We start from the raw sequence: 21,221 nt of genomic DNA, 5'->3' as shown, positions 1-21,221 counted from the left end.
AGAGGGCGGACGGACGTCTGCGTGCTGGCGGAAGGTCTCCGTAGGACCTACCTCAGGGCCGAATGCTGCGCGACGGTCTGGACGAAGAGGAGACTGCCTCTCACGAGGCGGGGGGCGCCACCATGAGCGCCGAGGCACTGGCCGAGGGCCTCTACACACGTGTACAGGGGGACCTGGACTCCCGGCCCCACACGCCGCTGTCCACGTACCGGGTGCAGCTCCACAAGGGGTTCACCTTCCAGCAGGCCCGCGAGGTGGTGCCCTACCTCGCCCGGCTGGGGGTGAGTGACTTGTACGCCTCGCCGTACCTCAAGGCGACGCCGGGCAGCACCCACGGCTACGACTGCACGGACCACCAGCAGCTCAACCCGGAGGTGGGCTCGGCGGAGGACCACTTCGCCCTGTGCTCCGCCCTGCGCGAGCACGGCATGGGGCAGCTGCTGGACGTGGTGCCCAACCACATGGGCATCGAGCGGGACAACCGGCTCTGGTTCGACGTGCTGGAGAACGGCCCCTCGTCCGTCTACGCGAAGTACTTCGACATCGACTGGGCGCCGGTGAAGGAGGAGCTGCGCGACAAGGTGCTGCTGCCGATTCTGGGCGACCAGTACGGCATCGTCCTGGAGCGCGGCGAGCTGAAGCTGTCCTTCAAGGAAGGCGCCTTCTTCGTCCACTACTACGACCACCTGCTGCCGGTGGCGCCCCGCCAGTACGCGCGCATCCTCCGGCACGGGCTGGAGCGGCTGGAGGCGAAGCTCGGCGGCGAGCACCCGTGCATGGTGGAGCTGCTCTCCGTCCTCACCGCGATTGAGCACCTGCCGGCGCGCACCGAGGTGGAGCGGGCGAAGGTCGTGGAGCGCCACCGGGAGAAGGAGGTCATCAAGCGCCGGCTCGCCGCGGTGTCGGCCGCCAGTCCCGAGGTGACGGCCTACATCGAGGACAACGTCCGCGTCTTCAACGGCGAGCCCGGCAACGCGCGCTCATTTGATTTGCTCGACTCGGTGCTGGCCTCGAGCAGCTACCGGCTGGCGCACTGGCGCGTGGCGGGGGAGGAAATCAACTACCGCCGCTTCTTCGACATCAACGGCCTGGCCGCCCTCCGCGAGGAGGACCCGGACGTCTTCCAGGAGGCGCACGCGCTCATCTTCCGCTGGCTGCGCGAGGGCTTTGTCACCGGCCTGCGCATCGACCACCCGGACGGCCTGTTCGACCCCACCGCCTACTTCCTCGACTTGCAGGAGCGCTTCTTCGTGGAGCGCGCCCAGGCCCTGTTCCTGAAGGACCACGGCGACGCGGACACGCGCTGGTCCGCGGTGGAGACGGCGCTGCGCGAGCGCTGGCGCGCGGAGGTGACGGCGCACCCGGACAGCCCGCTGCGCAAGGCGCTGTACGTGGTGGTGGAGAAGATTCAGGGCGGGCGCGAGCGCATGCCCGAGTCCTGGGCCGTGCACGGCACCACCGGCTACCGCTACGCCAACGCGGTGAGCGGCATCTTCGTCCAGCCAGAGGCGGAGGCCGCCCTCACGGACATCTACGAGCGCTTCGTCGGCGAGAAGACCGACTTCGCGGAGCTCGTCTACCAGAAGAAGCTGCTCATCATGCGCGTGTCCATGGCCAGCGAGCTCAACGTGCTGGCCCACGAGCTCAACCGCATCTCCGAGATGAACCGCCGCACGCGCGACTTCACGCTCAACTCGCTGCGGCGCGCGCTGGTGGAGTTCATCGCCCTGTTCCCCGTCTACCGCACCTACGTGGACGGCTGGCGCCCGGAGCTGGACGCGCGCGACGTGCAGTACGTCGAGTGGACCATCCAGCGCGCCAAGGAGAAGAACGCCACCACCAACGCCTCCATCTTCGACTTCCTCCGCGACATCCTCCTGCGCCGCTACCCCGAGCACACCCAGGAGCAGGAGCGCGCCGTCATGCTGCGCTTCACCATGAAGCTGCAGCAGGTGACGGGGCCCGTCATGGCCAAGGGGCTGGAGGACACCGTCTTCTACATCTACAACCGGCTGGTGAGCCTCAACGAGGTGGGCGGTGAGCCGGAGCGCTTCGGCGTGCGCGCCACCACCTTCCACCTGCGCAACCAGGAGCGCGCGGAGCGCTGGCCGGCGAGCCAGCTCACCTCCAGCACCCACGACACCAAGCGCAGCGAGGACGTGCGCGCCCGCATCAACGTGCTGTCCGAGGTGCCCGAGGAGTGGCGCAAGCGGGTGAAGAAGTGGTCCCGCCTCGTGGAGAAGTTCGTCACGGCGCTGCCCTCCGGCCCCGCGCCGTCGCCCAATGACGCGTACCTCTTCTTCCAGACGGTGGTGGGTGCCTGGCCCATGGGCGAGGGCCACTCCAAGGAGGAGCTGTCGGACTTCCAGCGCCGGGTGCGCGAGTACATGGCCAAGGCCATGAAGGAGGCCAAGGTCCGCACCTCGTGGACCAACCCGGACGGCGCCTACGACGACGCGGTGGCGCGCTTCGTGGACCGCTGCTTCGACGAGAAAGATGGCGGCGCCTTCCTGGAGGACGTGCGCGAATTCAAGCGTCACCTCGAGCGCGCGGGGCAGCACAACGCCCTGGGCCAGCTTCTCTTGAAGCTCGCCTCGCCCGGCGTGGTGGACACGTACCAGGGCTGCGAGCTGTGGGATTTGTCCCTCGTGGACCCGGACAACCGGCGGCCGGTGGACTTCAGCCAGCGCGCGCGGCTCTTGGACGCGCTGGACGCGGAGGCCGCCAGCGACAGGGCCGGGCTGTGCGCGCGGCTGACGGCGGACATGGCTGACGGTCGGGTGAAGCTCTTCGTCCTCGCCGAGTCGCTGCGGCTGCGCCAGCGCCAGCCGGTGCTGTTCCGCTCCGGCGGCTACCGGGCGCTGGACTTGACGGGCCCCCGCGCGAAGGCGGCGGTGGCCTTCGCCCGCGAGCACGGGGACGCGGTGGTGCTGGCCTGTGCACCGCGTTACACCCTGTCCGCTCTGGATTCCCCGGAAGGCCTGTCCGGCGCGTACGGGAGCACGTTCCTCGACCTTCCCGAGGCATATGCGGGCATGATGTTCCGCAGTGTGTTCACCGGGCGTCAGGTGCGGCCGGAGCGTGGGCCGGGCGGCGTGGTGCTGCCCCTCGGACCGCTCCTGGCGGAGTTCCCGGTGGTGCTGTTGGAGAGGAGCACGGGATGAGGCGGGCCGAGGTGCTTCCAGGGAAGCCGTTTCCCCTGGGCGCCACGTTTGACGGGCAGGGCGTCAACTTCGCGGTCTTCAGCGAGCATGCGAAGAAGGTGGAGGTCTGCCTCTTCGACCCGAATGAGCCCTCGAAGGAGACCCGCCGGTTTCCCCTGCTGGAGACGAACCACCACGTCTGGCACGGCTACGTGCCGGAGCTGCAGCCCGGGACGCTCTACGGCCTGCGCGTCCACGGCCCGCATGAGCCGAAGAAGGGCCTGCGCTTCAATCCCGCCAAGCTGCTGGTGGACCCGTACGCCCGGGCCATCCACGGCAAGGTGGACTACAAGGCCCCCATCTACGGCTACCCGGCCCCCGCGACGGGCAAGGACGAGGACCTCGTCCTGGACACGCGCGACGACGCCGCGGGCGTGCCCAAGGCGGTGGTGCTGACGGACGCGTTCGACTGGGAAGGCGACACGCTGCCCCGCATCCCCTGGCACGACACCGTCGTCTACGAGCTGCACGTCAAGGGCTTCACGAAGTTGCACCCGCGCGTGCCCGAGCCCCTGCGCGGCACCTACGCGGGGCTGGCGCACCCGGCCAGCATCGAGCACCTGAAGAAGGTGGGCGTCACCGCGGTGGAGCTCCTGCCCATCCACCACATCGTGGACGAGCCCTTCCTCATCCAGCGCGGGAAGGTGAACTACTGGGGCTACAACACCCTGGGCTACTTCGCGCCGGACTCGCGCTACGCCGCCTCGGGCTCTCGCGGCGAGCAGGTGGACGAGTTCAAGGGCATGGTGAAGGCGCTCCACCGTGCCGGCATCGAGGTCATCCTCGACGTCGTCTACAACCACACCTGCGAGGGCAACCACCACGGCCCCACGCTGTCCTTCAAGGGCCTGGACAACGGCGCGTACTACCGGCTGACGGACAAGGACCCGCGCTACTACATGGACGTCACCGGGTGCGGGAACTCGTGGAACGCCACGAACCCGTACGCGCTGAAGCTCATCACCGACTCCTTGCGCTATTGGGTGGAGGAGATGCACGTGGACGGGTTCCGCTTCGACCTGGCCACCACGCTGGGCCGGGACAGGCACGGCTACGACACGCGCGCGGCCTTCTTCCAGATCATCCACCAGGACCCGGTGCTCAGCCGGGTGAAGCTCATCTCCGAGCCCTGGGACGTGGGCGACTTCGGCTACCAGGTGGGCAACTTCCCGGTGCTGTGGAGCGAGTGGAACGGGAAGTACCGCGACACGATCCGGCGCTACTGGAAGGGCGATGACCGGCAGGCGGCGGAGATTGGCTACCGGCTCACCGGCAGCTCGGACCTGTACTCGTTGTCGGGGCGCAAGCCGACGGCGAGCGTGAACTTCGTCACCGCGCATGACGGCTTCACGCTGCACGACCTGGTCACCTACAACGAGAAGCACAACGAGGCGAACGGCGAGGAGAACCGGGACGGCGCCAACGACAACCACTCCTGGAACTGCGGAGTGGAGGGCGAGACGGCGGACCCCAAGATCAACGCCCTGCGCGAGCAGCAGAAGCGCAACTTCCTCGCCACGCTCTTCCTGTCCCAGGGCGTGCCCATGCTGGTGGGCGGCGACGAGATGGGGCGCACCCAGCGCGGCAACAACAACGCCTACTGCCAGGACAACGAGCTGTCCTGGGTGAACTGGGAGCTGAACGAGAAGCAGCGGGCGCTGCTGGAGTTCACCAGCAGCATGGCCAAGCTGCGGCGCGAGCAGCCGGTGCTGCACAAGCGGCGCTTCTTCCGCGGCGCCCATATGTGGGACAGCGAGCTGAAGGACCTCGCGTGGTTCCGGCCGGACGGCAAGGAGATGAAGAAGGACGACTGGGAGAAGCCCTATGTGCGCTCCCTGGCCTTCCTCCTGGGCGGAGACGCCATCGCCACGCCGGACGACGAGGGCAACCGCATTGTCGGGGACACGCTCCTGGTCCTGATGAACGCGCACCATGAGCCCATCAGCTTCCTGCTGCCGGCGCTCGAGTGGGGCGCGGACTGGGAATTGGTGGTGGACACGGCGGCGGCGGGAGAGTCGCAGCGCACGCACACGCCCGCGGGCGGCAAGGTGCAGGCGGCCGGACGCTCCGTGGTGGTGCTGCGCCGGCCGGCGACGGAGTAGACACGGGGGTCGACGCCCGGACGCGCCGCCGATAGGGTGCGCCCCGGCGGCACACTGCACCAGGACTCTCACGTGAACACGCAAGTCGCGCTCTGGGTGGGTTTCAACGTCTTCGTCCTCGCGATGCTCGCGATGGACCTCGGCTTGTTCCACCGCAAGGAACATGTGGTCACGCCCAAGGAGGCGGGTGTCTGGACGGTGGTGTGGATCACCATCAGCCTCGCCTTCTGTGCCTTCATCTGGCGCTTCTTCGGCCCCACGGAAGGGCTCCAGTGGCTGACGGCGTACGTGGTGGAGTACGCGCTCTCCGTCGACAACCTCTTCGTCTTCCTTCTCGTGTTCAGCTACTTCCGGGTGGCGCCGGAGCACCAGCACCGCGTGCTCTTCTGGGGCATCCTGGGCGCGTTCGTCATGCGCGCGGTGCTCATCATCGCCGGCGCGGCGCTGGTGCTGCGCTTCCACTGGCTCATCTATGTCTTCGGCGCGTTCCTCGTCTTCACCGCGGTGAAGATGCTCTTCTCCAAGGACGAGGAGATGGACCCGGAGCAGAAGGGCATCGTCAAGCTCGCCCGCCGGGTGCTGCCAGTGTCGCGCCAGGGGGAGGGCAGCCGCTTCTTCCTCACCGAGGACGGGCGGCGCAAGGTGACGCCGCTGTTCATCGTCCTGCTGGTGGTGGAGGCCACGGACCTGCTCTTCGCCCTGGACTCCATCCCCGCGGTGCTGGGCATCAGCCAGAACGCCTTCATCATCTACACGTCCAACGTGTGCGCGATTCTGGGCCTGCGCTCGCTGTTCTTCGTGGTGGCCAGCCTGATGGACAAGTTCCACCTGCTGAAGCTGGGCCTGAGCGCGATTCTGGCCTTCGTCGGCGTGAAGATGCTCATCACGTACTTCGACATCCACATCCCCATCGGCCTGTCGCTGGGCGTGATTGGCGGCATCCTGCTGGCGGCGATTCTCGCCTCGCTCATCTGGCCCAAGGCCGCCGAGGAAGAGCCGGGGAAGAGCTGAGGGGTGGGCCGCTCAACCCCGCGTTTTGCTTGCAACTTGAGGGGCTTGGCGCCAATTGTGGAGTCATGTCTTCTACCGCCACCACCGACGGTATCCGCGTCACCGTGAAGCCCGCGTTCTGGCCGGAGCGCAGCGCTCCGGAGTCCGGGCAGTTCGCCTTCATGTACACGGTGGAAATCGCCAACGAGGGCAGCGCGCCCGCGCAGCTCAAGGCGCGCCACTGGTTCATCACCGATGCCACCGGGAAGGTGGAAGAGGTGAAGGGCGAGGGTGTGGTGGGTCGCCAGCCCAGCCTGGAGCCCGGCGAGCGCTTCGAGTACACGAGCTGGGCGATGCTGCGCACGCCCTTCGGCACCATGCGCGGCACCTACGACATGGTGCGGCCGGACGGCTCGCGCTTCGAGGCCCGCATCGCCGAGTTCGCCCTCACGCTGCCCAACTCCCTGCACTGATGGCCACACCGGTCACGAAGCGGGGACTGCTGCTGCTCAACCTGGGCACGCCGGACGCGCCGGAGACGGGGCCGGTGCGCCGCTACCTGCGCGAGTTCCTCAATGACCCGCGCGTGGTGGACATCCACCCGGTGGGCCGCTGGCTGCTGCTCAACCTCATCATCCTCCCGGTGCGCCCGGCGAAGAGCGCGGAGGCCTACCGGAAGGTGTGGACGGAGCAGGGCTCGCCGCTGCTGGTGTTCAGCCGGGATTTGACGGCCGCGGTGGCCGAGCGACTGAAGGGTGAGTACGAGGTGGCGCTCGCCATGCGCTACGGCAACCCGTCCATTCCGGACGCGGTGGCGGCGCTGCGCGCGCGCGGCGTGTCGGACTTCACGGTGCTGCCGCTGTACCCGCAGGAGGCCGCGTCCTCCTCGGCGTCCTCGCTGGCGCGCACGTACGAGGTCATGGCGCAGTCGTGGGACGTGCCCAACGTCCGCGCGGTGCCGGCCTTCTACGAGCACCCGGGCTTCCTGGACGCCTTCACCAACGTCGCGCGGCCCGTCATCTCGGACATGCGCGCGGACCACGTCCTCTTCAGCTTCCACGGCGTGCCGGAGCGGCACGTGAAGAAGACCGACGCGACAGGGAAGCACTGCCTTGCGTCCGCGGGGTGTTGTGACGCGATGACGGAGGCCAACCGCCACTGCTACCGCGCGCAGTGCTTCGCGACGGCGCGCGGGCTGGCGGAGCGGCTGGGGCTGGGCCCTCAGGGGCAGGGCTGGAGCGTGTCCTTCCAGTCGCGGCTGGGGCGCACGCCCTGGGTAAAGCCCTACACGGACCTGGTGCTGCCGGAGCTCGCGCAGCGGGGCGTGAAGCGGCTGGCGGTGATGTGCCCGGCCTTCGTCGCGGACTGCCTGGAGACGCTGGAGGAGATTGGCATCCGCGCCCGCGAGCAGTTCGTGGAAGCGGGGGGCGAGGCCTTGCGGCTCGTCCCCTCGCTCAACGCCCACCCGACGTGGGTGGACGCGGTGGTGCGGATGGTGCGCGAGTCGGACGGCGCGCCTACGGCTGCGGCTTCGCCGTGGGCTGCGGTGGAGCCGACTCGAGCGCGGTGAGGCGCAGCGTCATCGTTCCCGGCGGCACCTGGAGGGCCGCGGGCGGGAAGGGGCCCTTGGTGACGGTGGAGAGGGTGCCCTCCCACGAGCGCCAGCGGCCGGCCTTCACGAGGAACTCGCCGCGGCCGGTAATCTTCACCTCGGCGCTGACGTCGGACTCCGTCGAACCGCCGGCCTGCAGCGCCTCGGCGCCCTCGCGCGCGGGCACGACGGCCGGCTTGCGCAGCGTGCGGACCTTGCCGGTGCGCAGCTCGTAGAGGTCGTACTCCACGGTGGCCACCTGCTCGCCGCCGTCGGCGGGAGCCAGTCCCGCGAGCTTCACGCGGTTGCGCCGCTCCGGGGTGGGGCCCTGGAAATAGGCGCCGAGCGCGTCCGGGGACACCAGCTCGGTGCCTAGCGCCCACGTGTCGTTGGGGCCCACGGGGTCTCTCGGCAGCTCCAGCACCAGCGTGGCCGTGTTGCGCGTCATGCCCTGCAGGCCGTCCAGCACGAAGCCGCGCTCGCTGAGGGTGCCCACGTCCTCTTCCGGAGGGACGCCCCTGCCCTCGGGGATGACGCGCAGGCGGGCATCCCCCGAGTCGGTGCGCTCCATGACGAAGGTGAGCGAGGTGGGGACGAAGACGGCGGGAGCCGGGGCCTTCGCCTCGGCCGGAGCCTCCTCCTTCTCCTTGCCCCGGCCCTTGCGGCCCCGGGAGGGCTTCTCTTCCGCCTCGGGTTCGGCGGCCTCGGGGGCGCGGCCGGTGTGCTCCAGGGTGAGGCGGTACGCGGTGGGCGTGCCCGCGGCGAGCTTCCAGCGCAGCGTCACCTTGGCGGGGTCCACGGCGGGACGCGCGGGCGCGGCCGGGGCCTTCGCCTCGGCCGGGTCGGGCGTGTCCTTCATCCCCGGCGGGCGGGGAATGGGCTCCAGTGCTCCTCGGGGTTCTTCCTTGCAGGCGAACAGGGACAGGGCGACGACCAGGCCAGACAGGCTTCGCTTCACGCGGGGACGCTCCTCGGGAGTACCTCTCGGGATATCGGAGCCGGTGAGGACATTTCAAGTACGTCACCCGGACGCATCACCGTCTGTCCTGACGCGTCACCGTGTGTGCTGGGGGGTGTTCTGGGCGAGGTAAACGTCGACCTGCTCCTTGACGCGCCCGGCGAACTCGGGGTTGAGGCGCTCCATGATGGCCCACTCGAACGCCAGGTCCCTACGGATGGCGGGCCGCGCCGAGCGCCCCAGGACGGGGTCGGCGGCGATGAGGACGGTGGGCGAGGTGTTGGGTTGCTCGTCCGGCGTTCCCGGAGTGGAGGCGGCCATGACCGGCAGCAGCTGCGTCCGGGCGGGGGTGTTGGCGGCCATCTCGTAGGCGCGCACGACGAAGCGGCCGTCGGGGAGCTTGTGGCCCTCGACGTAGCGGCGGGACCAGGCGGACCAGACGTCGAAGTTGCCGCTGACCTTCCACGGCGTGTGGAGGAACAGAGGGTCCGTGCTGGGCAGCAGGGCGTAGCCGCGCGCGTCCAGCTCCGCCTCGGCGGCGGCCATCACCTGCTGCGCGGGCAGGTCGTAGACCACGAGGCTGCCAGTGCGCTCCAGCAGCGTCTTGCGAGGGCTGCCAGCGCAACCGGTGATGAGCAGCGCGCCAACCAGCGCCACGAGGCCGTGCTTCGTCGTCATATGCGCTCCGTCCGCGCCACGCGTGGGGGAACCTTCGTACGCGGCGCATCGCAGACAACGTGGCTGGCGCGGGCGCATATCGCGCGGGGCACGGAGGGGCTTGTTCAAGTACCGTCCCGAGAGGTTTGCGTACTGGGAGGATGAACCGTGGAGCGTGTCTACTCGGCGGCCGAAAGCGCGGAGTTCCAGCGGCGGCATGACCGGCTCGTCGCCGAGCTGGAGACGCGGGGTCTAGAGCAACTGGTGCTCACCTCGACCGAGAGCATCTTCTATCTCACCGGCGCGACGGCCGAGCCGCTGGAGCGGCCGTTCTTCCTCGTCATCGACGTGGCCCGGGCGAAGCGCTTCCTGGTGGTGCCACGCCTGGAGCAGGAGCACCTGCGCAAGGGCTGGGGGCCGGGCTCGCAGCAGGAGGTCCTCGCGTACGCGGAGTTCCCCGCGCCGGCGGGGCAGGGGTGGAAGGACGCGCTCCTGGCGCTGCTCCGGCCCGGCTTCGCCTTCGAGCCGAGCACGCCGCATGAGCGGGGTGGCGTGCTGGTGGCCTCGGGTGGGCACTCGCTGGAGCTGCTCGAGCCGCTGCGGATGGTGAAGTCGGACTTCGAGGTGGCCCGGATTGAACGCGCCGCCTACTACGCGATGTGGGGCGTGGAGCAGATTCTGCGCTCGGCGTACCAGGGGGCGACCGTCATCGAGGGCTACATGACGACGACCTCGCTGCGGCGGAAGATCATCCAGGAGGAGGCGCACTTCGATGCGCTCGCCACCGACGTGCTCGCGGCGCCGTGGCCCGCGCCGCTGAGCAGCGAGCCGCACTCCGTGCCCGGCGCGACGATGAAGCTCGAGGGCGGGCCGCACGTCGCGCTGGTGCTCACGCGCGTCAACGGCTACGCGGCCGAGTGTGAGCGGACCTTCTTCACCGCGCGGCCCACGAAGGAGCAGGGACGGCTCTTCGCGCTGATGCTGGAGGCGCGGCGGGTTGCGTTCGAGAAGGTGCGCCCGGGCGTTCTCGCGGCGGACATCGACGCGGCGGTGAATGAGTTCCTCACGCGCGAGGGCTTCGGCGACCCGGCGCAGCGGCTGCACCGCACCGGGCATGGGTTCGGCCTGGGCAACCATGAGCCGCCGTGGGTGGCCGTGGGCAGCGAGCACCGGCTGGAGCGGAACATGCTCATCTCCATCGAGCCCGGCATCTATGTGCCGGGCGTCGGTGGGTATCGGCACTCGGACACCGTGCTCGTCACCGCTGACGGCTACCGCGTGCTGACGGGACGCGTGCCGACGGACATCGGCAGCCTCACGTTCGGCAAGCCGAGCCTTCAGCAGCGCGTGCGGGCCTCGGTCATTCGCAGACTGGCTGGCGTCTGATTCCCCTCGGAGCTTGAAGGGATATCCAGGCGCTCCTGCAGCGCGCCTCTTCTCACTTCAGGGGCAGCGTCAGGTAGGACGGGCTGCTCGACGAAGAGGAGAACTTCACCGTGGAGAACAGCGGCGCCTTGTCCGCGTAGAGCGGATCGACGGTGTCGATGACGAGCGAGAGGCGATGGCCGCTCGGGACGTCATAGGCCGTCGCCGGGAAGTCCACGTCCACGGCACGGGCCTGGCCGGCCACGGCGTCCCGGAGCGTCAGCGCGATGTGCGTGACGAGGCTCCCCGTCCCCGCCCAATCCGTGTCGTAGAGGTAGGCGATGACCGTCGTCTGCCCGGAGCTGCCCGGAGTGACGGTCAGGCGCAGGTGCGCGGCCCCGCGCACGCGCTGCGGACTCGCCAGCGAGGCCGACTGCCAGACGCCCGCGTTGTCCCGGTCCACCGCGGGAATCCACGCCGTGGGCGGCTCACCGGTGATGGCCTCCGCGCCGTTCGTCAGCAGCACCACGCCGCCGTTGGCGACGGTGTCATCGCCCGCGAAAACCGTCGCGCTCCAGCCCGACTGCGCGCCCGTCAGGAGCTCGCCCTCCCGGTTCCACCAGTGCACCTCGCTCAGGTTGTAGCGCGCGGTGCCCGTCGAGACGGCGCTCCACGACGGGTACGACTCATAGGTGCTCTGGCCCCGGAGCTGGAGCTGAACCGGGTTCTCCGAGGCGATGCCGGTGTCCACGCCGCGCAGGTACTGGTCGAACCAGCGGTGCATGCTCGTCCAGGCGTCATTGGGCAGGCCGAGGATGCCGGTCAGCTCGGGGATGGCGTGGTCACCCGGGCGGAGCTCGAGCCGCTTCGGACCCGACAGGCGGGTGTAGAAGTCCGTCAACTGGTTCGGCCCGAAGAAGCTGTCGCCGTAGGCGTTCGCCATGAGAATCGCCGGGCGGTTCGTGTTGATGCTCGTCAGGTACGTCGCGGCGCTGCGCACCTGTGAATAGGCGATGACGCCGGGCAGGTTCCGGTTGGCGAAGAAGTCCGAAAGCGTCTGCTGCAGCTCCGGCGACGGCTTCCCCGTCAGCTCTGCGGCGAGCCCCAGCAGCCCGGCGCTCTGCAGATGACGCGTCTGGTTCGCGAACAGCGAATACGTCAGGTCCGTCCAGCAGCTCAGCGCGGCCACGGCGCGGATGCGCGAATCGAAGGCCGCGCCAATCAACGCCATCCCCGCGCCATAGGAGACGCCCGCCGCGCCGATGCGGGTCGGCTCCGTGGGAGTATTGGCGAGCGTCCAGTTGATGACTTCGGTCAGGTCGCCGATGTCCTTGGGGCCCGCCGTGTCGATGGTGCCCCCCGACGCGTAGAAACCTCGCGGGGTGTACGAGACCACCACGTACCCGGCATTGGCGAACTGCTGCGCCTGCACGAGGTACTCCAGGTTGGGCAGTGCCCAGCTGGTGATGAAGACGATGGCCGGATACCGCCCCGGCGCATCCGGCGTGTAGACGAAGCTCTTGAGCGCCACTCCATCACGCGTGGGGATGTCGACGACACGCTGCGACGCCGCCGACGCGGGAGTGGTGACAACGCACACCGATAGAACCACGGACACGGCGATTGCACGTAACCAGGACAAGGCGCTCCTCCTTCAGTGGGGGGACCAGGCACTGCATTGACAGACGGATTCGAAGCAACCGGGCCAAAAGCCCGCGCACGCGTTGGGGGACACGATGGGCCCCTACGCGCGCTCCCCCCGATTCGCTGTGTTGATGCCCATCCGGGTAGCGGCCTCGCGAGTGGCTGACGCCTCCAGCAACAGCTCTTCGGCTGTCGCGGCCCCGTCCCTCCACCCCACGGCGCGTCGGTCACGATGGCTGCTCCCCGCTACCGGGAGTCGCCAGCTCGCCTCCAACCTACGGTTCCGAAAGTTACGAAGCCGTAGATTGATTGTCAAATCGGAATTCCATGAAAAGTCGCGTCGGCCTCTGTGATTCACCCGAGACAGGTGGCCCGCGAAGGCAAATCGGCGGCACGGATGGGGGACGGACCTACGTCTTCGTAGGTAAGGAGGAGAACCTTCGGACCGTTCATCCGGGCTGCGCCACGAGAGACGCGCTGGCGAAAGGCGGCGCGGGGTCGAACGGGTGTACTAGGGTGTTCGTCGATGGCCAGCCGCGCTCAACGCCTCCCTGCCTCTGCCCGACGCGCCCAGCTCATCGATGTCGGGCGCTCCGTTTTTGCTCGACGTGGCTATGACGGGACTTCAGTCGAGGAGATCGCCGAGGTTGCGAAGGTCTCCAAGCCCGTCATCTACGAGCATTTCGGCGGCAAGGAGGGCCTTTACGCCGTCATCGTGGACCGCGAGATGGAGTACGTGGTCAGGCGCATCGCCGAGGCCATCGCGGTGGGCACTCCTCGCGAGCGCGTCGAACAGGGAGCCATCGCGTTTCTGATGTACGTGAAGGAGCACCCGGATGGCTTCGCCGTCCTCGCTCACGACACCCCTGTGACCTCTGCTCGCGGTGGGATGTCGTCGCTACTCAACGATGTGGCCGAGCGCGTCAGTCATGTCTTCCTCACCTCGTTCAAGGGTGCGGGCTATGACCCCAAGGTGGCGCCCATCTATGCGCATGCCCTGGTTGGCATGGTCACCTTCGTCGGCCAGTGGTGGACGGGCGTGCGCAAGCCACCCGTCGAGGAGGTTGCCGCGCACATCTCGTCCCTCGTCTGGATGGGGCTGCGCCACCTTCCCAGACGTCCGGTGCTCGGCTCGAAGCGGCGGAAATGACGCTTCTTGGAATGCTGGCTCAGGTGCGAGGCGCAGCCGCTCGCGCCAGTCTGTCTCGCACTGCGATGCCCAGGCCGCTCGCCTCGGGCAGGCAGGCCACCAGCACGTCGTGGCCCTGCTCATCCGCCTCGCGCAGCCGCGCGTACAGCACGCGCGCGGCTCCGGCCGGGTCCTCCGGCACGTCGAAGCGGGGCACATCCGGCGGCAGGTTGAGACTCGCGGGCCCGAGGACGCCCACGCGTTGGCCCTGGTTCCGCAGTGCCTGCACGCGCGCAAGCGCCTCGCGAGGCTCAACCAGCACCACCCCCGCGCGCGGCGCGTAGTGCGACGCCAGCGAGCCCGACACGCGCACCTTCGACTCCGTGCGCACCGGCACGGGCCTGCCCAGCACGCGCTCCACTTCCTCTGTCGCCAGGCCACCGGGACGCAGAATCGCGGGCGCGTCCGAGCTCAGGTCCACGATGGTCGACTCCACGCCCACCGTGCACGGACCTCCATCCAGCACGAGGTCTACGTCGCCGCCCAGGTCCCGTGACACGTGCTCCGCCGTGGTGGGGCTCACCCGGCCGAAGCGATTGGCGCTCGGCGCGGCCAGCCCGCCTCCGAGCTTCTGGAGTACCGCGAGCGCCATGGGGTGATTCGGCACGCGCAGGGCCACCGTGTCCTGCCCACCCGTGACGGCATCCGTCGCGCGCGACGTGCGCGGCAGCACCAGCGTCAGCGGGCCAGGCCAGAACGCGCTCGCGAGCCGGAGCGCCGCGTCTGGCACCTCGCGCGCCCACGACGACAGGTGCTCCACGCCGGGGATGTGGACGATGAGCGGGTGTGTCGCGGGCCGGCCCTTGATGGCAAAGACGCGGCGCACGGCCAGCTCGTCCTCGGCGTTGGCCGCGAGGCCGTACACCGTTTCCGTGGGCAGGGCGACGACACCGCCGTGGCGCAGCAAATCCACTGCGCGCTCGATTGAGTCCGGATTAAGCATGCGCGGCCGCACTGTCGCCCCGGGAGGGAACATGGGCAAGTCGCACGTCTTCGATGCGCGCAGCCAGATGCCAGTCTCCGCCTCCGAGCTGTTCACCTGGCATACCCGCGAGGGGGCATTCGAGCGTCTGACACCTCCCTGGGAGCGGGTGGAGGTCGTGGAGCGCACCGGCGACGGCATCCGCCAGGGCTCCCGCGCCGTCGTCCGCATGAAGCTGGGCCCCATCTCCCAGCGCTGGGTGGCCGAGCACACCATCTACGAGGAGGGCTCCCTCTTCCAGGACCAGCAACTGTCGGGCCCCTTCTCGAAGTGGGTCCACACCCATCGGATGCTGCCCGACCCGGCATCTCCCAGCGCCTCTGTCCTCCAGGACGCCATCGAGTACGTCCTCCCCGTGGGTGCGCTCGGTAGCGCCTTCGGCAATGGCTTCACCCGCAACAAGCTGGCGCGCATGTTCGCGTACCGACACCGGGTGACACGCGAGGACCTGCGCCGGCACGCGGCCTTCGCCGGGCAGGGGTCGCTCACGGTGGCGATTACCGGGGCCTCGGGCCTGCTGGGCTCATCGCTGACGCCCTTCCTCACCACCGGCGGCCACCGGGTGAAGCGCCTGGTGCGCGGGAAGGCGGACGCCGCGAAGGGCGAAGTGGCGTGGTCGCCCGACAAGGGACGGGTGGACACCGACGCGCTGGAGGGCGTGGACGCGGTGGTGCACCTGGCCGGCGCCAACGTGGCGGGGCAGCGCTGGTCGCCCGAGTACAAGGACGTCATCCTCAAGAGCCGCACCGAGGGCACGCGCACGCTGTGCGAGGCCCTGGCGCGGATGAAACGCAAGCCCAAGGTGCTGGTGTGCGCCGTCGGCACCGGTATCTACGGCGACCGTGGGGACGAGCCCCTCACCGAGGAGAGCGCCCCCGGTACCGGCTTCCTCGCCGACGTGTGCCGGGCCTGGGAGGCCTCCACCGCGCCGGCCGAGGCCGCCGGCATCCGCGTGGTGCACCTGCGCATCGGCCCCGTGCTGGACGCGCGCGACGGCGCCCTGGCGAAGATGGTGCCCGCCTTCAACGCGGGCGGCGGTGGCCCCGTCGGCTCCGGACGCCAGTGGTTCAGCTGGGTGTCGCTGGAGGACGTGCTCGGCCTCATCCACTTCTCCCTCTTCACGGAGGGCGCGCGCGGCCCCATCAACGCGGTGGCGCCCGGCGCGGTGCGGCAGGTGGACTTCGCCCGGACGCTCGGCCGGGTGCTGCGCCGGCCGGCCTTCTTCCCGGTGCCCGCCCCCCTCATCCGCACCCTCTTCGGGGAGATGGGGCAGGAGACGGTGCTGTCCGGGGCCCACGTATTGCCCTCGGCCGCCGAGCGGCTCGGCTTCTCCTTCCTCCTGCCCGACCTGGAGGGCGCCCTGCGTTTCACGCTCGGCCGGACGACGGAGGGGCCGGAATACCGCCATGCGTAGGGCGTTGGTCGCTTGACATTCCCCACGGCTGCGCCAGAAAAAACGCCGCTTCCGAAGGGGAGAGGACACCTGATGATCCAGGTCGAAGGGCTGACCAAGTACTACGGTGAGCACGCGGCCATCCGCGAGCTGGCCTTCACCATTGGCCAGGGCGAGGTCATTGGCTTCCTGGGCCTCAATGGCGCGGGCAAGTCGACCACGCTGAAGATTCTCGGCTGCGTGCTGCTACCCACCGCCGGGCGCGTCGTCATCGACGGGCACGACGTGGTGAACAACCCGCACGAGGTGCGCCAGCGCATCGGCTACCTCCCGGACGTGCCGCCGCTCTACGAGGAGATGACGGTGGGCGAGTACCTGGCCTACGTCGCGCAACTGCGCGGCGTGACGGCCCGGGACACCACCGCCCGCGTGGGCGAGGCCGAGGAGAAGACGGGGCTGCGCGAGGTGGACGGAGAGCTCATCTCCACGCTCAGCCACGGCTTCCGCCAGCGCGTGGGTGTAGCGCAGGCGCTGGTGCACAAGCCGGCGCTGCTCATCCTCGACGAGCCCACGAGCGGTCTGGACCCGCGGCAGATTGTCGAGATGCGCGACGTCATCCGCGGCCTCAAGGGCACGCACACGGTGCTCGTCTCCAGCCACATCCTCCCGGAGATTTCCCAGACGTGTGACCGGCTCCTCATCATCCACAAGGGGACGCTGGTGGCGCAGGGCACGGAGGAGGAGCTGGGGACGAAGATGGGCGGCGGGGGCTCCATCGAGGTGGAGGTGCGCGGCGACAGGGCGCGCGCGGTGGAGGTGCTCAAGGCCTTCGGCGCAGTGGACGTGGGCCGGGTGGCGGACGGCGTGGTGGCGCTGACGGTGCGCGCCTCGCCGGACCAGCGGCCCCGGGTGGCGCAGGCGGTGGTGGGTGCGGGCCTGGAGCTCTTGCGGCTGGACCAGGGCGCGGGGCAGTTGGAGTCCATCTTCCTGCGGCTGACGCACGGCCAGGAGGTGCGGGCATGAAGGCGCTCCTGATTGCCCGCCGCGAGCTGGCCGGCTACCTGCGCACGCTCAGTGGCTACGTCGTCATCGCGGTCATCCTCGGGTTGAACGGCCTGTTCTTCAACGCGTACGCCCTGGGCGGCGCCAGCAAGCGCTCCGCCGAGGTGCTGTCGCAGTTCTTCTATTACTCGAGCGGCTTCACCATCGTCGCCTCGGTGTTCATCTCCATGCGCCTGCTCGCGGAGGAGCGGCAGACGGGCACGTTGCCGCTGCTGTACTCGTCGCCGCTGCGGGACAGGGACATCGTGCTGGGCAAGTTCCTCGCGGGGCTGACGTTCCTCGGGCTGTACGTGCTGTGCACGCTGTACATGCCGCTGTTGGTCATGGTGCACGGCAAGGTGTCCTTCGGGCACGTGGCGGCCGGCTACCTGGGCCTGCTCCTCTTGGGCAGCGCGTCGCTGGCGGTGGGGACGTTCGGCTCCGCGCTGGCGCGCAACCAGTTGCTCGCGGCGATTACGTCCGCGGTGCTGCTGGTGGCCCTCATCCTCTGCTGGCTGCTGGCGCGAATCACGGAACAGCCGCTGTCGGACGTCTTCAGCGCGATGTCGCTGTGGAACCAGCACTTCCCGCCGTTCCAGTCGGGGCTCGTCCACGTGCGCGACGTCGTCTACTACCTCGTGGTCACCTACGTGGCGCTGTTCGCGGCCACACGGGTGCTCGAGGCCCGGAGGTGGCGATGAGCACGCGTCCTGTCGGCAGCGGGCTGCCCATGACGCTGGCGTACGTCGTGGGGTTGCTGGCCATCTTCATCGGCGAGCGGATTTTCGGCGCGGGCACGGGCCGCACCGTCCTCACCGGGCTCGGCGTGGTCCTGGCGGTGGGCGCGGCGGTGTGGCGCTTCACCCGCCTGCGCTCGGCCGCGCCGGACCGGCGCGCGGTGGAGGGCTGGGTGCTGGGGCTCTACGGCGTGGGCCTGGTGGCGCTGCTGCTCTATTTCCTCCAGTCGGACGTGGGGACGGCGCTGTTCGGCGGGCCGCTGTCGCAGAAGGCCCCGAAGCTGGCGGTGGTGCTGGCGGCGCTCTACCCGGCGCTGCTGCTGTGCACGCTGCTGCCGCTGGCGCTGGTGGAGGTGGCCGCCTCGGCCATGGCTCGCGCGCCGGTGATGGAGACAGGCCGCGCCCGCAGCGCGCTCTACTCCGGGCTGGGGCTGGCCTTCGTCGTCGTCTTCTCCTTCGCCACCATGTACGTCGCCACGCAGGCGGACGTGACGTGGGACCTGTCGTACTTCCGCACCGCGAAGCCCGGGGACTCCACGCGCAAGGTGATTCGCGGCCTCAACGAGCCACTGCAAGTCACGCTCTTCTTCCCGCCCGCGAACGAGGTGGGCGAGGCGGTGGGGCAGTACTTCCGCGACCTCGCGGTGGAGAGCCCGCAGCTGCTCAACGTAGAGCGGCTGGACCAGGCGGTGGACCCGGCCCGCGCGCGTGCGCTGGGCGTCTTCAACAACGGCACCATAGTCGTCGCGCGCGGGGACAGGAAGGAGCCGCTCACGGTGGGGCTCGAAATCGACCGCGCGCGTGGGCAGCTCCAGCGGTTGGATCAGGAGGTGCAACGCCGGCTGCTGGCGGTGGCTCGGCCCCGGCGGGTCGTCTACTTCACGGCGGGCCATGGCGAGCGCGCCGAGTCGCGGCCGGTGCCGGGCGAGACGCCCCGTCCCTCCGTGTCGCAGCTCAAGGAGCTGCTGCGCGCGCAGAACGTGGACGTGCGTTCTCTGGGCATGGCGGAAGGGCTGGGCGCTGAAATCCCCAAGGACGCCGCCGCCGTCGCGGTGGTGGGCCCCACGCGTGAGTTCCTCCCCGAGGAGCTGACGGCGTTGAATGAGTATGCGAATCGCGGCGGCCGGCTGTGGCTGGCGCTGGAGCCGGACGGGCCGGACTTCCACCAAGTGTTGGAGCCGCTGGGGCTGAAGTACCTCAAGACGCCGCTGGCGAACGACCAAGTGTACTTTCGCACCACGCGCCAGCAGAGCGACCGGGGCAACCTGGGCACGGCGAGCTTCTCCTCGCACCCGTCCGTCACCTCGCTGTCGGCGCTGGCGGGACAGGCGCCGGTGGCCTTTCCTGGCGCGGGCGCCATGGACCAGCTCCAGCCGCTACCCAACAGCGTCATGCACGACATCTCCGTGCGCGCGCACGGCGCGACGTTCGCGGATGCCAACGGCAACTTCACCCAGGAGGCGGGGGAGACGCGGCGCGCGTGGCCGCTGGTGGTGGCGGTGGAGAAGCCCTCGCCGGCCGGCAAGGTGCCGACGCGCGCGGTCGTCATGGCGGACGCGGATGCGCTGGGCGACGGTGTGCTGACCAACCTGGGCAACGCGTACCTCGCGGTGGACACGCTGAAGTGGCTCACCGGTGAGGAGGCCCTCGCCGGTACGGTGTCCACCGAGGAGGACGTGCCCATCCAACACACGCGCGAGCAGGACGTGGCCTGGTTCTACGCCACCGTCTTCCTGGGGCCGGCCCTGGTGCTGGTGGTGGGCTTCGTGAAGACGCGGCGGCGGGGCCGGCGCGCTCCGCGGGCCGCGGTGGCGGCGGGAGGTGAGCGATGAAGGTTCGGGACCTGGCCCTGCAAGGGGGCCTCGCGGCCGTGGCTCTCGTGGCCGCCTTCTTCGTCTGGCAGCGCGAGCCCTCGGGCACCCCGGGTGAGGTGACGGTGATGGACGCCCCGGCGCGCGCGCTGGACGCCGTGCGCTACGAGGACGACGCGCGCTTCGTGGAGCTGTTCCGCGACGAGAAGGACCGCGACAGGCTGTGGATTCGCCTGGGCTTCAAGCCACCGAAGCTGCCGGTGGTGGGCGCGACGGATGGCGGCACCGCGGTGGCCGGTACGGGCGCGGATGGCGGCACGGTCGACGCGGGCACGGTCGTGGCTTCGGGCGCGGACGCGGGCGCGGCGCCGGTGGCGGGCACGACGGAGCCTCCTCCTCCCCCGCGTGAGCTGCGCGCCAACGAGACGGCGGAGAAGCTGTTCGCCCGCTTCGCGCCGCTGCGGGCCCTGCGCGCGCTGGGCGAGATGGACGGGAAGAAGCTGGACGAGGTGGGGCTGGCCAGCACCGCGCGCAAGCTGACGCTGACGGTGGGCGGCAAGCCGCGGTTCTTCTCCCTGGCCTCACCGCCGGGCGGCTGGGGCACGCCGTACCTGCGCCGCGAGGAGGACGGCCGCGTGTTCCTCCTGGGCCCGGCGCTGCTGCCGGATTTGGAGAACGCCTCCAGCCGGCTCGTGGACCGGCGGCTGCACACCTTCGACGTGGGCGACTTCGACGCGGTGGTCATCACGGCGGGTGGCACGTCGCGCGCCTTCACCGCGAGCGGCAAGACGGCCGGCGCGGTGGCCCTGGCGCCGGAGGAGTTGCCGGACCGGCCTGACGAGTTCGCGCGCAACTGGCATGACCGGGTGTGGCGGCTGCTGCCGCTCGACTTCCTCGGCCGGGGCGAGCTGCCGCCGGGCGGCGAGCCGGAAGTGGCCTTCCGCGTCGAGTACCGCAAGGGCGGCAAGCCCGTGGGAGAGCTGACGGTGGCGAAGGGGCAGGGCGGCTTCTTCGCCCGCACCGAGCACACCACCGGCTGGACACGCCTGCACGCGGGCGTGGACGCGCTGGCCGCCGAGGCGGCGAAGGTGTCCGCGCCGGTGTCGTCGGCTTCGGGGAAGTGAAAGCCTATTTTGGTAGGAGCGTGTGGCGCCAGGCGACGATGCCCAATGTGAGTGAGGTGCAGGATCCCACCAGGTGGGTGTCTTTCACGCTTCTCCCTGCGCACCAGCAATAGACGAGAACGGTTGAGCAAGGAGTTCCCGCGATCAACCATCCACCGTCGGCCTGTTTGCGAGAGTTGCTCTTCGCGTGCACCGTGCCAGCGTCGAGGCTGGTGCAGCCTGTAACCGAACTCCTCGGCCAGCCGTTGAGCCTCGTCGTAGTCCCAGCCCCGGTCCACCTAAGGTGCCGACGCGAGGCCCCAGTGGGCTAAACGACCGATCACGATTCTCGAACGGTCTCATGCTGCGCGTCGAGCGGGGCCGGCGCGCAGCAGCGGGCTCGCGGTCTGCTGCGCGTTGCGAGCTTCCAGGTAGGCATCCACCTCGGCCATGAG

16 protein-coding genes are annotated in these 21,221 nt (G+C 69.7%); 12 read left to right on the top strand and 4 right to left on the bottom strand.

Annotated features, from left to right (window positions below):
- Positions 1–62 precede the first annotated feature (62 nt).
- From treY to hemH, 5 genes are all read left to right on the top strand, one after another.
- Positions 63–3,164, top strand: coding sequence for a malto-oligosyltrehalose synthase (gene treY / locus G4D86_RS22245; protein WP_163996022.1), 3,102 nt, complete (start codon positions 63–65; stop codon positions 3,162–3,164).
- Entirely contained in the window at positions 3,161–5,305 is a 2,145-nt protein-coding gene (glgX, locus tag G4D86_RS22240; protein WP_163996021.1) for a glycogen debranching protein GlgX, read from the top strand. Before treY ends, glgX begins: the two co-directional genes overlap by 4 nt.
- A 72-nt stretch (positions 5,306–5,377) precedes the next feature.
- Positions 5,378–6,316 carry a TerC family protein gene (locus G4D86_RS22235; protein ID WP_163996020.1) on the top strand — a complete coding sequence of 313 codons (939 nt, stop codon included), beginning with the start codon at positions 5,378–5,380 and terminating at the stop codon, positions 6,314–6,316.
- A gap of 65 nt (positions 6,317–6,381) precedes the next feature.
- Positions 6,382–6,768 carry a Co2+/Mg2+ efflux protein ApaG gene (apaG, locus tag G4D86_RS22230; protein ID WP_163996019.1) on the top strand — a complete coding sequence of 129 codons (387 nt, stop codon included), beginning with the start codon at positions 6,382–6,384 and terminating at the stop codon, positions 6,766–6,768.
- Positions 6,768–7,865: a ferrochelatase gene (gene hemH, locus G4D86_RS22225; RefSeq protein WP_163996018.1), complete on the top strand. Its 1,098-nt coding sequence runs from the start codon at positions 6,768–6,770 to the stop codon at positions 7,863–7,865. The genes apaG and hemH overlap by 1 nt, the downstream gene beginning before the upstream one ends.
- Here the strand turns inward: hemH and G4D86_RS22220 are convergent.
- Positions 7,813–8,844 (bottom strand): hypothetical protein, encoded by a 1,032-nt coding sequence (locus G4D86_RS22220; protein ID WP_163996017.1) that lies wholly within the window; start codon positions 8,842–8,844, stop codon positions 7,813–7,815. The genes hemH and G4D86_RS22220 overlap by 53 nt on opposite strands.
- A 96-nt stretch (positions 8,845–8,940) precedes the next feature.
- Entirely contained in the window at positions 8,941–9,522 is a 582-nt protein-coding gene (locus G4D86_RS22215) for a hypothetical protein (protein WP_163996016.1), read from the bottom strand.
- Positions 9,523–9,669: 147 nt separating this feature from the next.
- Between G4D86_RS22215 and G4D86_RS22210 the strand changes: the two genes are divergently transcribed.
- Positions 9,670–10,887, top strand: a complete 1,218-nt coding sequence (locus G4D86_RS22210) for a M24 family metallopeptidase (RefSeq protein WP_163996015.1) — start codon at positions 9,670–9,672, stop codon at positions 10,885–10,887.
- A 52-nt stretch (positions 10,888–10,939) separates the two neighbouring features.
- Here G4D86_RS22210 and G4D86_RS22205 read toward each other — a convergent pair whose 3' ends face one another.
- Positions 10,940–12,508, bottom strand: a complete 1,569-nt coding sequence (locus G4D86_RS22205; RefSeq protein ID WP_163996014.1) for a CocE/NonD family hydrolase — start codon at positions 12,506–12,508, stop codon at positions 10,940–10,942.
- A gap of 528 nt (positions 12,509–13,036) precedes the next feature.
- On the opposite strand from G4D86_RS22205, the gene G4D86_RS22200 reads away from it, so the two are divergent.
- Complete coding sequence (locus G4D86_RS22200; RefSeq protein ID WP_163996013.1) at positions 13,037–13,660, top strand: TetR/AcrR family transcriptional regulator; 624 nt, start codon at positions 13,037–13,039, stop codon at positions 13,658–13,660.
- A 19-nt stretch (positions 13,661–13,679) separates the two neighbouring features.
- Here G4D86_RS22200 and G4D86_RS22195 read toward each other — a convergent pair whose 3' ends face one another.
- Positions 13,680–14,642, bottom strand: a complete 963-nt coding sequence (locus G4D86_RS22195) for an L-threonylcarbamoyladenylate synthase (RefSeq protein WP_205519685.1) — start codon at positions 14,640–14,642, stop codon at positions 13,680–13,682.
- Between the two features lie 31 nt (positions 14,643–14,673).
- Here G4D86_RS22195 and G4D86_RS22190 point away from each other — a divergent pair, with 31 nt between their 5' ends.
- The 5 genes from G4D86_RS22190 (at position 14,674) to G4D86_RS22170 (ending at position 20,787) form a co-directional block, all read left to right on the top strand.
- A complete protein-coding gene (locus G4D86_RS22190) occupies positions 14,674–16,095 on the top strand; it encodes a TIGR01777 family oxidoreductase (RefSeq protein WP_163996011.1) in 1,422 nt (473 codons plus the stop codon).
- Between the two features lie 72 nt (positions 16,096–16,167).
- The gene (locus G4D86_RS22185) at positions 16,168–17,097 is read left to right on the top strand and encodes an ABC transporter ATP-binding protein (RefSeq protein WP_163996010.1); all 930 of its coding nucleotides are present in this window, start codon (positions 16,168–16,170) and stop codon (positions 17,095–17,097) included.
- Complete coding sequence (locus G4D86_RS22180; RefSeq protein ID WP_163996009.1) at positions 17,094–17,816, top strand: ABC transporter permease; 723 nt, start codon at positions 17,094–17,096, stop codon at positions 17,814–17,816. The genes G4D86_RS22185 and G4D86_RS22180 overlap by 4 nt, the downstream gene beginning before the upstream one ends.
- Entirely contained in the window at positions 17,813–19,684 is a 1,872-nt protein-coding gene (locus tag G4D86_RS22175) for a motility-associated ABC transporter substrate-binding family protein (protein WP_163996008.1), read from the top strand. Before G4D86_RS22180 ends, G4D86_RS22175 begins: the two co-directional genes overlap by 4 nt.
- Positions 19,681–20,787: a hypothetical protein gene (locus tag G4D86_RS22170; RefSeq protein ID WP_163996007.1), complete on the top strand. Its 1,107-nt coding sequence runs from the start codon at positions 19,681–19,683 to the stop codon at positions 20,785–20,787. The genes G4D86_RS22175 and G4D86_RS22170 overlap by 4 nt, the downstream gene beginning before the upstream one ends.
- The last annotated feature ends 434 nt before the right edge of the window (positions 20,788–21,221 follow it).

It is taken from the genome of Pyxidicoccus caerfyrddinensis (genome assembly GCF_010894405.1).
Classification (GTDB): Bacteria; Myxococcota; Myxococcia; order Myxococcales; family Myxococcaceae; genus Myxococcus; species Myxococcus caerfyrddinensis.
This window is presented reverse-complemented; position numbering and strand designations above follow the sequence as displayed.